The sequence below is a fragment of the Deltaproteobacteria bacterium genome (assembly GCA_040223695.1).
Lineage (GTDB): Bacteria > Desulfobacterota_D > UBA1144 > Nemesobacterales > UBA2774 > JAVKFU01.
The window spans coordinates 194,777-206,357 of record JAVKFU010000017.1 but is presented as its reverse complement, the minus strand read 5'-3'; the positions used below and the strand labels follow the sequence as shown (position 1 = coordinate 206,357).

General features: G+C 49.0%; 11 protein-coding genes. 7 read left to right on the top strand and 4 right to left on the bottom strand.

Annotated elements, in window-relative coordinates; translation table 11 throughout:
* The first annotated feature begins 24 nt into the window (after window positions 1-24).
* Complete coding sequence (locus tag RIG61_08855) at window positions 25-960, top strand: LysR family transcriptional regulator (GenBank protein ID MEQ9619268.1); 936 nt, start codon at window positions 25-27, stop codon at window positions 958-960.
* 63 nt (window positions 961-1,023) lie between these two features.
* The gene (locus RIG61_08850) at window positions 1,024-2,205 is read left to right on the top strand and encodes a cysteine desulfurase family protein (GenBank protein MEQ9619267.1); all 1,182 of its coding nucleotides are present in this window, start codon (window positions 1,024-1,026) and stop codon (window positions 2,203-2,205) included.
* A 21-nt stretch (window positions 2,206-2,226) separates the two neighbouring features.
* Here RIG61_08850 and argC read toward each other — a convergent pair whose 3' ends face one another.
* Window positions 2,227-3,267: an N-acetyl-gamma-glutamyl-phosphate reductase gene (gene argC / locus RIG61_08845; GenBank protein MEQ9619266.1), complete on the bottom strand. Its 1,041-nt coding sequence runs from the start codon at window positions 3,265-3,267 to the stop codon at window positions 2,227-2,229.
* A 187-nt stretch (window positions 3,268-3,454) separates the two neighbouring features.
* On the opposite strand from argC, the gene gap reads away from it, so the two are divergent.
* The 4 genes from gap (at window position 3,455) to RIG61_08825 (ending at window position 8,230) form a co-directional block, all read left to right on the top strand.
* On the top strand, window positions 3,455-4,462 hold the full coding sequence (gap, locus tag RIG61_08840) for a type I glyceraldehyde-3-phosphate dehydrogenase (GenBank protein MEQ9619265.1): 1,008 nt from the start codon (window positions 3,455-3,457) through the stop codon (window positions 4,460-4,462).
* The gene (locus RIG61_08835) at window positions 4,462-5,682 is read left to right on the top strand and encodes a phosphoglycerate kinase (protein MEQ9619264.1); all 1,221 of its coding nucleotides are present in this window, start codon (window positions 4,462-4,464) and stop codon (window positions 5,680-5,682) included. The genes gap and RIG61_08835 overlap by 1 nt, the downstream gene beginning before the upstream one ends.
* Window positions 5,683-5,808: 126 nt before the next feature.
* On the top strand, window positions 5,809-6,894 hold the full coding sequence (locus RIG61_08830) for a class I fructose-bisphosphate aldolase (GenBank protein MEQ9619263.1): 1,086 nt from the start codon (window positions 5,809-5,811) through the stop codon (window positions 6,892-6,894).
* A gap of 205 nt (window positions 6,895-7,099) precedes the next feature.
* Window positions 7,100-8,230 (top strand): glycosyltransferase family 9 protein, encoded by a 1,131-nt coding sequence (locus RIG61_08825; GenBank protein MEQ9619262.1) that lies wholly within the window; start codon window positions 7,100-7,102, stop codon window positions 8,228-8,230.
* Window positions 8,231-8,245: 15 nt separating this feature from the next.
* Here the strand turns inward: RIG61_08825 and RIG61_08820 are convergent, their stop codons facing one another.
* Window positions 8,246-9,127: a nitroreductase family protein gene (locus RIG61_08820; GenBank protein MEQ9619261.1), complete on the bottom strand. Its 882-nt coding sequence runs from the start codon at window positions 9,125-9,127 to the stop codon at window positions 8,246-8,248.
* 81 nt (window positions 9,128-9,208) lie between these two features.
* A complete protein-coding gene (locus RIG61_08815) occupies window positions 9,209-9,958 on the bottom strand; it encodes a ribonuclease Z (GenBank protein ID MEQ9619260.1) in 750 nt (249 codons plus the stop codon).
* 72 nt (window positions 9,959-10,030) lie between these two features.
* Here RIG61_08815 and RIG61_08810 point away from each other — a divergent pair, with 72 nt between their 5' ends.
* Window positions 10,031-10,798: an SAM-dependent chlorinase/fluorinase gene (locus RIG61_08810; protein ID MEQ9619259.1), complete on the top strand. Its 768-nt coding sequence runs from the start codon at window positions 10,031-10,033 to the stop codon at window positions 10,796-10,798.
* A 76-nt stretch (window positions 10,799-10,874) separates the two neighbouring features.
* Here RIG61_08810 and RIG61_08805 read toward each other — a convergent pair whose 3' ends face one another.
* A complete protein-coding gene (locus tag RIG61_08805; GenBank protein ID MEQ9619258.1) occupies window positions 10,875-11,300 on the bottom strand; it encodes a hypothetical protein in 426 nt (141 codons plus the stop codon).
* Window positions 11,301-11,581 lie beyond the last annotated feature (281 nt).

The following is an 11,581-nucleotide window of genomic DNA, read 5'->3' as shown; positions in this document are numbered from 1 at the left end:
TTTCCTATGGATGCGTGTTGAGCTATGGAACTTCATCAATTGAGATACTTTGTTGCAGTAGCCGAGACCGGGGGTTTTAGTAAAGCAGCCAAAAGGTGTTATGTCGCTCAGCCTTCACTTAGCCAGCAGATCATAAAACTTGAGCACGAACTCGGCCAGGAGCTGTTCGAAAGGCTCGGGCGCAGTGTGGCTTTAACGGAAGCCGGAAGGTCTTTACTGCCCCGCGCCAGGCTGATCCTAAAAGAAGCAAACGGAATCAAATCCGGAATTCTGGGGGATGTTCATTCCGGTATCGGGACTCTTTCCGTAGGCATGATTCCCACAATAGCTCCGTACCTACTTCCGGGCACCCTGAATATGTTCAGCGAGGAATATCCGAAGGCGCAGATTTCGATCACCGAGAATCTTACGGACAGGCTGGTGAAGAGCTTGATAAATCTGGAGCTAGACCTTGCGATTATGAGTCTTCCTATCGACAGCAAGCTCATCAAAACGGAGCCTCTATTCGAAGACCCATTGGTTCTGGCTCTCTCGGATGGACATCCCCTAAACGACTTGCAGGACATCAGAATCAAAGACCTGGTTAATATCCCGTTCATCGCGCTTGACGAGGAGCACTGCCTGGGCGAGCAGGTCAATAACTTCTGCTACGAGAAACAGATAAATCCGGAAATTATCTGCCGCACGTGGAATCTGTCCACAATACAGCACTGTGTTTCTTTTGGAAACGGGATTTCTCTTGTGCCGAAGATGCTGGTCATGACGGATTCGTCCGGGAGCTGCGTGTACAGAAAAATTAAAGGCCAGTTTCCAAAGCGAACGGTTGTCGCCGCATGGCACAGGGACCGAAAGCCCTCAAAACTGGCACTGGAATTTATCGAAATAGTAAAACAGGAATACGAGTCCCTTCTTAAAATCCGACGAACATCCGGATTTGATTTAAATGCGCCGGTTATTTAGAATGGCGGCTTCCTGATGTAAACTACGAATTCGTGCTCAAAAACTGACTTCGCATGTGATTCCATGAGAAAGATATATCTCGACAACAACGCTACGACGCCTTTAGACCCGAGGGTTCTTGAGTCTATGATGCCTTACCTGAAAGACGATTTCGGGAATCCGTCGAGTATACATTCGTTTGGAAGCAGGGCGAGGGCGGCCCTTGACAAATCGAGGGAAGAGGTCGCGGATTTCATAAACGCGAGTCCCCGGGAAATATTTTTTACATCCGGCGGGAGCGAAAGCAACAATTTCGCCATTAAAGGGACGGTGTTCGGAAAGCTCGGGAAAGAACGGAATCATCTGGTAACTACGAGGGTCGAGCACGAGTCGGTGCTCGAGGTTTTCAAATACCTTGAGGCGCGCGGATTCAAAGTTACTTACCTTGAGGTCGACGGGTACGGTCTTCCAGATACCGAAGCGTTTAAAAAGGCCGTCACCGATGAAACCTTGCTTGTTTCGTGCATGTACGCCAACAATGAGACGGGAACGGTCATGCCCGTTACGGAAATTGCCGAAATCGTAAAGCAAAGGGGGGCTATATTCCATACTGACGCAGTGCAGGCCTCGGGCAAACTGGAGATAGACGTTAAGAAAATACCCGCCGATCTGCTCACCGTTTCAGCGCATAAATTTTACGGCCCCAAAGGCTCGGGGGCTTTGTTCATAAGGGACGGATTATTAAGGGAGCTTGAGATTGCAACACTTATTCACGGCGGCGGGCAGGAGAGAGGGGTAAGATCGGGTACTGAAAGTGTTCCCGGAATTGTGGGGTTGGGAACGGCCGCCGCTCTCGCAAAGACCGAAATGAAGGAAGATGAAGCACGGGTAAAGGAATTAAGGGACAGATTGTACAGTGAAATACTACGGCGTACGGATAATGTAACTCTTAACGGGCTTAAAGAAAATACGCTCTGGAATACCCTTAATCTGAGTATTGCCGGAGTGGACGGAGGCTCGCTTTCCATGAGCCTCGATCTTGAAGGAGTCGCGGTATCCACGGGCTCAGCGTGTTCCGAGGGGAAAGTCGATCCTTCTCATGTCCTGCTGGCAATGGGGATGTCGAAGCAGGAAGCATCCTCATCGGTCCGAATCAGTTTGGGAAGATTCACGACGAAAGAGGATATAGACGTAGTGTCCGAAATTCTGCCCAGGGCTGTGGAGAGAATAAGAAGGGTAGCGGCTGCCGATACTTCTGTAATATAGTCGGGAGGATATATTACGAGTCTAAGGAAATACGGGCGGTGTATCGATGCCCGCCGGTTCGTCGAACCCCATCATCAGGTTCATATTCTGAACCGCGGCCCCCGAAGCTCCCTTTACAAGGTTGTCTATTACGGAGACTATTACGGCTGTTTTATTGGCCGGGTTCGCCGTCATTCCTATATCGCAGTAATTCGACCCTCTGACCTGCGAGGTAGATGGATATACCTTTTCGGGGGATATACGAACGAATCTCTCATCCTTATAGTACTCTTCATATAAGTCGATAAGCTCCCGGACGCTTTTCTCTTCCCTTAGTCTTACATAAATAGTAGAGAGGATTCCTCTGTCCATCGGGATGAGATGAGGAGTGAAAGAGACCTCTACTTTAGAGCCGGAGTAGTTCGAGAGCACCTCTTCGATCTCGGGCATGTGGCGGTGCTCACCGACCATGTACGCCTTTACACCTTCGTTGACCTCCGAGAAATGGTAGTCGAGGGAAGGGGACCTCCCCGCTCCCGACACTCCCGATTTGGAGTCGACGATTACGTGCCCCGGCTCTATCAAATCATTCTTAACGAGGGGCGCTAGCCCCAGTATCGCGGACGTAGGGTAGCATCCCGGATTAGCCACGAGTTTGGCGTTTTTTATGCGCTTCCTGTTGAGCTCGGGTATTCCGTACACCGCTTCCGAAATAAGCTCGGGGCAGGGATGCTCCCCGTACCATTTCCGGTACATATCACGGCTGAGCCTGAAATCGGCTCCCAGATCGATTATTTTTATGTCTCTTTTGAATAATTCTTTTACTACAGCGGCCGAGGTGCCGTGAGGGAGCGCCAGAAACACCATATCCATATCTTCGGGAACTGAACCCGGGTCAAGGGGTTTGAGCTCCGTGTTTAGAAAGCCTCTCAGATGCGGGAATACTTCGGATATATTCCTGCCCGCGTGTTTTTCAGCTGTTAAGTGAGCGATTTCGACTTCTGGGTGCGTGAGAAGAAGTCTGATGAGCTCGCTTCCGGTGTACCCGCTAGCTCCCAGTATCGCGGCCTTTTTTCTTTGCATAAGGATTGAAAATATCAGGGAAAAGTATCAAATACAAGTTTTTGCTAATAATAAGGCTGGAATGCGTTGGTTTTGGCAGATTTCATGCTGCGCGCGATACCTTGACTCCAATAGTTTCAAAAGGTAATTTTAAATCGGTTTGAGCTTAACATAATATTAACATTATATTTTTCTGGAGGGATTTTTGATGTCAACCAAGGTAGGTATTAACGGGTTCGGAAGAATCGGAAGGCACGTTCTGCGTATCGGACTTGGTAGGAAGGACCTCGAATTCGTCGGAATTAACGACATTTCAGACTCAAATACGCTTGCTCATCTATTTAAATACGATTCGATTTTCGGGCCCTACAAGGGCGAAGTGAAGTCCGAAAACGGACACATCGTAATAGACGGAAAACCCATCAGGGTCTTTTCAGAGAGAGAACCTTCTAATATACCTTGGGATGATGTCGGCGCCGAGATCGTTGCCGAAGCGAGCGGTGTATTCAGGTCCAAAGAGGAGGCTTCCAGACACCTCGGAAATACGGTCAAAAAGGTAGTGATTACCGCCCCCGCCAAGGGCGATGTGGATTTTACAACTGTACTTGGCGCAAACCACGATAAATACGATACTGAAAAGCACAATATTATTTCAAACGCCTCATGTACCACAAACTGCTTCGCGATGATTGTAAAGGTGCTCCATGAAAATTTCGGCATTGAAAGGGGCGAGCTGACAACGATTCACTCATATACGAACGATCAGAAAATACTGGACGCGCCCCATAAGGACCTGAGAAGGGCAAGAGCGGCAGCGCTTTCGATAATCCCTACAAGCACAGGGGCCGCAAACGCGATACAGATTATCTTCCCCGAACTAAAGGGCAAGTTAATGGCTGTAGCCATGAGAGTGCCTACGGCGGACGTTTCGGTTATAGATTTTACATGCGAAGTCGGAAAGGACACCACAGTCGAGGAAGTGAACGAAAAATTCAAAGAGGCCTCCTCAGGCGAGCTAAAGGAATACCTTCGATACGTCGACGAGGAGCTCGTATCGTCCGACTTCATTGGAGATCCGCATTCGGCCGTCCTCGATTCGGCGCTTACCTCTGTAATCGGGGGTAATCTTGTCAAAGTAATCGGATGGTATGATAATGAATACGGATACTCATCCAGGGTTGTTGATTTAATAGAGTTCATAGGAGATAAACTCTAATGAGCAAGCTCGTTATTTCCGACCTGCCCGACTCTGAGCTTGAGGGGAAAAGGGTTTTCGTGAGGGTGGATTTTAATGTTCCGATCAGAGACGGAAAAATCAGCGAGGACTACAGAATCAGGCGGGCCATCCCTACCATCGATTATCTTGTGGAAAGGGGGGCGAAGGTAATCCTGGGATCGCATCTCGGGAGACCGAAGGGAATAGCAATCGCAGACCTTTCCATAAAACCCATAGCAACACGCCTGTCGGAGCTTCTGGGCAAATCCGTAAAATTTACAGGGAAGGTTATAGGTCCCGATGTAAAGGAATCGATTGAAAGCCTGACGGGCGGGGAGGTAATGCTTCTTGAAAACCTCAGATTTCACAAGGAAGAGACAGATAATGACCCCGAATTTGCAAAGGAGCTCGCTTCGTTCGCGGATATATACGTGAATGACGCATTCGGAACCTCGCACAGAAAGCACGCCTCTACCTACGGCATGGCCTCTTATTTCGATATAAAGGTCGCCGGGTTTTTAGTAAGCAGGGAACTCAGATTCCTCACACGGCTTCGTGAAGACCCTGACCGCCCGTTTGTAGTCATAGTGGGAGGGGGTAAAATCAAAGATAAAATAAACGCTTTAAAAAATCTGATAGATAAAGCCGATAAAGTGCTTTTGGGCGGAGGCGTGGCTTATACATTTCTCAAGGCGGAGGGGGTTAATATAGGGAACTCAATAGTCGAGGACGAACTGGTGGAATGGGCCGGAGAAGCGCTTAGAAAATACAGGAAAAAGATATATCTTCCGGTGGATCATGTAGTTGCCGGAAGTTTCGAAAGAAGAAAGAACTGCATGGTTGTAGACGAGGGGATTCCGGAAGACCTTCAGGGATTCGATATCGGGCCTAAAACAGCAGCCGAATATAACCATCAGATAAAGGGTACCGGGTCGATATTCTGGAGCGGACCTATGGGGGTTTTCGAAGTCGGGGATTTTGCTGCCGGCACCACACAGGTCGCAAGGGCCGTGGCGCTTGCCACGTGGAGGGGAGCGACGACAGTGGTCGGAGGGGGAGAAACGATTGCCTCAATAAGAAAAGCCGAGGTGCTGGATTCGGAAATTACACACATTTCCACGGGCGGCGGGGCGCTTCTTGAATTCCTGGGCGGCGACGAGCTTCCGGGAATCTCGATTCTGACTGAAAGAAAAGAGCATGTGTCTATGGCTGTGAACTAGTTTCCACAGAATTTTCAGAAAATATCCCCGGGTACGTGTAGTTGTATCTACCCTTGAATCCTAAACCATGTTAATCTCTAACAAGGATTTATTCACGAGTCTATTAAAATAAAACGGAGCGAGCGAATGGCAAAGCTTAAGATAAAGGGCGGTACGGATTCTTTAGTAAAACTCCTGGGGAAAGAGGCCGACGATCTCTTAAATCACAAATGTAAAACCGTTTCCAAAAATAACCTCCACCTGCCGGGTTCGGATTTTGTAGACCGGATTTTCATTCCGTCTGACCGACCTAATTCAGTGCTCAGAAATTTGCAGCTCATGTATAACACCGGAAGACTTGCGGGTACGGGGTACCTGTCGATTCTGCCCGTGGATCAGGGAATCGAGCATTCGGCCGGCGCATCATTTGCTCCTAACCCTATTTATTTCGACCCGGAGAACATCGTCAAACTGGCTATCGAAGGGGGTTGTAACGCCGTTGCCTCGACGCTCGGCGTTCTGGGCGCAGTATCCCGTAAGTACGCTCATAAAATTCCGTTCATAGTAAAGATTAATCATAACGAACTACTCACGTATCCAAACAAGTACGATCAGATACTGTTTGCCAATGTTGACCAGGCTTTTCAGATGGGGGCGGTATCCGTAGGAGCCACCATATACTTCGGCTCCGATGAAAGCACGCGTCAGATTCAGGAAATATCGGAAGCGTTCAGCTACGCGCACTCGCTCGGACTGGTTACGGTATTGTGGGCCTATCTCAGGAATCCGGCCTTCAAGACCGAAAAGGTCGATTACCATCTTTCCGCCGATTTAACCGGACAGGCCAATCATCTGGCGGCAACGATAGAAGCGGACATAGTAAAGCAGAAACAGGCTGAAAATAACGGCGGCTTTCTTGCGCTCAACTTTGGCAAGACAGATCCGAGGGTTTACTCCAAGCTGAGCTCCGATCATCCGATAGACCTCACGCGCTATCAAGTCTTAAATTGCTATATGGGCAGGGCGGGTCTGATAAACTCGGGCGGAGCGTCAACGGGGAAGGGTGAGGACGATCTCGCGCAGGCGGTCAGGACGGCGGTAATTAACAAAAGGGCCGGCGGGATGGGTTTGATAACCGGCAGGAAATCCTTCCAGAAATCCATGAAGGGGGGGGTTCAGATACTAAATGCGGTTCAGGACGTTTATCTGAACAATGATGTTACCGTTGCGTGACGGGCTTATTAACATTTCCTGTCAGGCTTGATAACCGGTTGAGATTTAATTAGTAATTTTTCTGGCCTTGCTCAAAGGGGGTCTTGTCTTTTTTTCGCTTCCTGTTATTACATCCTACTTATTTTTTTCAACCGGATTTATACTAAACGGCAACCGATAATATATCTATCGGCGGGCCCGGGCAGGGCCGGATCGGACATATTATATGAACTGGAAGACAGAAGGGCTTAAGAGGTTCGATAGTATTTTCGGGAGACTCGGGTGTTTGGTCGCGAAACTGATGGTCAATCCGAGAAAGGAGTCTCATAACGGCGACCCGAGAATACTTGTCATCAGGCCCGGGGGGATTGGAGACGCGGCGCTTCTGTATCCGGCGTTATCGGAACTCAGGAAGAATTTCCCCGGCTCCCGGATAGATGTTCTCGCCGAGAAGAGGAACGGGGGAATTCTCGAAGGGTGCCCTTTTATAAGCGATCTCATCCTCTATGATTACAGGCCGCACGAGACCCTGTACGGGGTAATGAAGCGGCATTATGACATAGTAATAGATACGGAGCAGTGGCACAGGCTCACAGCGGCGCTATCCTATCTGACCGGCGCTTCAGTGAGGGCTGGGTTCGAGACAAATGAGAGGGCGGAGCTTTTCACCCTGCCGGTCAAATATTCCGAGAGCGACTATGAGGTTCTCAGTTTTTTGAATTTAATATCAGCCGTTACGGGGAAGAACCATGAATTCGATGAAAATGAGCCGTTTATTCCCGTGGACGCGGGCGGAGATAATGCGCTCGCTCAATCGATCTCGGAATTCGGAAAATCTAAAAAGGCTGTCGCAGGGATGTTTACGGGGGCTACGATAAGGGAAAGGAGGTGGGGAGTGGAGAAATTCGCCCGGCTGTCGGGGGAATTATCAGCAGAGGGAATCGGAACGGTCATAGTGGGCGGGGGAGCGGACGAACGCGATGCATTAAGGTTTAAAGAAATAGCCGGCAATGAACATGTTCTCGATTTTACCGGTAAAACCTCACTCATGGAAACCGCGTCTATAATCTCCCTGTTGAACCTGTTTGTCACCGGGGACACGGGTTTGATGCACGTGGCGTACGGTGTCGGAACGCCTACGGTGTCGCTTTTCGGCGCAGGAATACAGGGGAAGTGGGCTCCCCCCGGGGATAACCATATTGCGATTAACAAGCGCGTTCCCTGCAGTCCCTGTACAAAATTCGGATATACTCCCCCGTGTCCCTATCACGTGAGATGCCTTTCTGAAATAACGGTCGAGGAAGTGAGAGAGTCCGTTATCGAACTGCTTTCCTACTCCCCGGTCAAGTCAAATTAGTCCATTTCCGGTTTATCAAACGCCCTTTTCCTCAAGCCCCGGCGGAACCTCTCCGTAATAGATGGAGTCCTCTTCGTAAAGGGCTTTTATCTTGTCCTTAGGCATGTCAGGCATGTCTTCCTTGAGTCCGAACATTCTGCAAATGTGCCTTAGCTCCTCTTCCCTCCCCGGAAGGGGATCCATAGGCTGAAGCATCTTCTTCTGTCTCAGCTCCTCCTTGACTCCCTGGTCTTCCTTCAGAGGATTACCGTACTCATTGTAGTGGTAAAGCCTGTCAAAGCGTTTTCTCGGTCTCTGTCCCGGGGACTCGGCCGCGTACCCTACCGCCATGAGCCAGATTGGAACTATGTTTTCAGGGACTCCGAGCACCTTGGGAAATTCGGCCGGTTTCCTTCCTGTCGCGAGAAGGCAGCATCCGAGGCCGAGCTCTGTCGCCGCCAGTAGAGAATTCGCGATTGCCTGTCCCGCTTCTATTCTGAGGAGGTCCTCGGCTCTCTCCCTCGGGAAACTCATCAAGCGCGGATAAGTGGTTTCCGTAAGGATTTTATATGTCCACCCGTGCGCCGCCGTGATAGCCCTTGCGGGAAAGAGCACCGCAAAGGATTCGACCAGCTCCTTGTACCAGGCGTCCATGTTTATGAGCCACGCTATCACTACAGGAGCCGTTCGTAGTTGTATCTCGTTGAATGTTGACGCGCACTCGATTAATTGTTCGAATTTTTCTTCGGGATAAGTCTTCTTGTCAATAACTATCGCCTCTGTAGATCCGCAGTTGCCCTGGCATGACGCGTGCCTCGCGGCCTGCAGCATTCTCTGTATCTTCCAGTCCTCCACCTCTTTCCAGGGCTTAAAAAATCTTATACTCCTTCTGGTGCCGATGGCTTCCATTAATTCCATTTTTTTTGCCTCCTGTTTTCATTAAAGCTCTAAGCTTATTTGATGTCAACCGATATTATTTATATTCTACTTAGCGCAGATTCAAATCTCCATTTCCAGCAGGTCCTGAGCCTCAATTACCTCCGCGCTTACATTCTTCCTGATAGTTTCCACGACACGTGCTTCATCGCATATGGGATAGAGGTGTGTAACAACAATTTTTTTGGCCCCTGATTTGTTTATTATTGCGGCTACCTCTCCCGGAGTAAGGTGGCCTTTCCTTTTTGAGGCCTCATCGGGCAGGGAGCATTCGATGATGAGAAGGTCGGTGTCCGCTGCCAGTTCTATAAGCTCGTCCGAGTAGTCGGTGTCGCCTGAGTAAACAACTGATTTGTCATTCTCTTCCACTCTGAAAGCGAGGCTCCCTTCCATGTGGGGTGTAGGGGACGAAATGATGTTAAATCCGTCGAATTCCGTTTTGCCGGTTTCAAGCTCGTTTACCGTCATATTGTCCGGGAGAATCCAGTCATCATATGCGTTTTTGAGGGCGTCGAAGAAGTTTATGAAGCCTTCGCCTCCCCACAGAGAAAGGGGCTTTTCCCTTTTTGAGCCGTAGGCGTATTTTGTCGCAAAGAGGAACGGGACCAGGTCCCCCGTGTGGTCGGGGTGGAGATGGGATAGAAGAATATGGTCTATATTCAAGTAGCTTACCCCTGCTTTGGCCAGCTTTCCCGTTGTTCCGCTTCCGCAGTCGAGAAGGAGTTTATTTCCCGAAAGTTCGAGAGCGTATCCCGATGAACCCCGTTTGGCGTAGGGAATGCATGTGCCCGACCCCAGTACATAGAGCTTCATTTTTCAATCCCTTTTAATTGAGTTATTGTAATATCGAGCAATTTAGCACCGGTTCGGAAAAAGGCAAATATATTGAACAGGATCATTACACTGACTACCGATTTCGGCTTAAAAGATCATTACGCGGGCGCGATGAAAGGGGTTATTCTGGGTATAAACCCCGGGGCGGTGATTACGGATATTACGCACGGGATTGAAAAATTTAACATTATCGAGGCGGCTTTTAAGCTGAGGAGCTTTTACAGTTATTTCCCGAAAGGAACGGTGCATGTAGTCGTAGTGGACCCGGGCGTCGGGGGGCCGAGAAAACCAATAGCCGTAGAAGCTCACGGGTATTATTTTGTCGGCCCGGATAACGGGGTATTTTCTTTGATACCCGCTCTCAAGGATGAGTGTAAAGCTGTTGAAATAACGAACCGGAGTTATATGCTTGAGGCCGTGAGCAGCACTTTTCACGGCAGGGATATATTCGCCCCGGCTGCTGCGCATCTCGGTCTGGGTGTGGGAATAGACGAGCTCGGAGAGGGTGTTTCTTCACCTGAAGCGCTCGACATTCCTGAACCCGAGGTCAGGTCCGGAGAAATTCAGGGCGTGGTAATTTACGAGGATTCTTTTGGCAATCTCGTTACTAACATTCCTGCCGAGATGATCAAGGCAGACTCGATTGTATATGTCGATCAAGTCAGGATTGAGGGTATAGTCAGCTCATACGGCGAGGCGGGGAAAGGAGAACTCCTCGCTATTACGGGCAGCTCGGAGCTGTTGGAAATTTCCGTGAATCAGGGTAGCGCGTCGAAAATGATAGGGACTAACCGGCCCGTTATACGTGTTTTGAGTTAGCCGGGTCACCTATTGCTTTCAATCAGAATGGAGTGATGTTTTTTTGAGTGCGCTCAGGGCCCCGGTTTATTAATATTCAGGCTTCCCACTCTATATGATATTTTTTCTCGTTTACGCTTATTTCTTTAGCCGCTTCGTATGAAAAAATATTTTCCCAAAAATGATCTTCGGGATCTTTTATTCCCTCATTCTCGAGTTTCTTAATAAGCTTCCAAAAATTCTCATCCTCGGGGAGGTCCGGGAGCAAGTCAAAAAGGGTCGCAATATCTGGTCTATCCGGTTTATTTATTTTTTCCCAGCTGACCCATTCCGTACTTTTTTTGGATATGAACAATTTATCGCCCGAGTTGTTCAGCCGGGTCTGATTGAGAGTCCATGCCGGCATGTATTCGCTGTAATAGTAATCGAAAGCGCTCTCGAGTATATCGCTCCATTTCAGGGTTACAACCTTCGAACGGCCCTGCTCATCATTGGCCAGATTTATTGTCTGCCTGTTATCCATAAATGTCTCTCCTGATCCGATATTCGCTTTTGGAGTCATCAGGGCAAATGACCGATTCCGGTCAGCACAAAAATATATTGAGCAAAATCCATGCCATAAGGCGCCTGACTTGTAACTTGCTGCAATGCTTGCTTTTTTTTATGAGGGGATTATTTCTTTGCCGCATTTTTACAATTTTCGTCAGGTAGTTATGCAAATCAGGGTATATCGATATGGGGGGAGTTTTAATCTGACTATTAGTAATAGTGAATATGCCTGCGGCAGGGGGCGGTAATCAGCCG

Excerpts from the sequence above, each read along its gene's own strand:
- RIG61_08820 (MEQ9619261.1), bottom strand. The coding sequence starts at position 9,127 with ATGGAATTAATGGAAGCCATCGGCACCAGAAGGAGTATAAGATTTTTT.
- RIG61_08850 (MEQ9619267.1), top strand. The coding sequence starts at position 1,024 with ATGAGAAAGATATATCTCGACAACAACGCTACGACGCCTTTAGACCCG.
- RIG61_08805 (MEQ9619258.1), bottom strand. The coding sequence starts at position 11,300 with ATGGATAACAGGCAGACAATAAATCTGGCCAATGATGAGCAGGGCCGT.
- gap (MEQ9619265.1), top strand. The coding sequence starts at position 3,455 with ATGTCAACCAAGGTAGGTATTAACGGGTTCGGAAGAATCGGAAGGCAC.
- RIG61_08830 (MEQ9619263.1), top strand. The coding sequence starts at position 5,809 with ATGGCAAAGCTTAAGATAAAGGGCGGTACGGATTCTTTAGTAAAACTC.
- RIG61_08815 (MEQ9619260.1), bottom strand. The coding sequence starts at position 9,958 with ATGAAGCTCTATGTACTGGGGTCGGGCACATGCATTCCCTACGCCAAA.
- argC (MEQ9619266.1), bottom strand. The coding sequence starts at position 3,267 with ATGCAAAGAAAAAAGGCCGCGATACTGGGAGCTAGCGGGTACACCGGA.
- RIG61_08855 (MEQ9619268.1), top strand. The coding sequence starts at position 25 with ATGGAACTTCATCAATTGAGATACTTTGTTGCAGTAGCCGAGACCGGG.
- RIG61_08835 (MEQ9619264.1), top strand. The coding sequence starts at position 4,462 with ATGAGCAAGCTCGTTATTTCCGACCTGCCCGACTCTGAGCTTGAGGGG.
- RIG61_08825 (MEQ9619262.1), top strand. The coding sequence starts at position 7,100 with ATGAACTGGAAGACAGAAGGGCTTAAGAGGTTCGATAGTATTTTCGGG.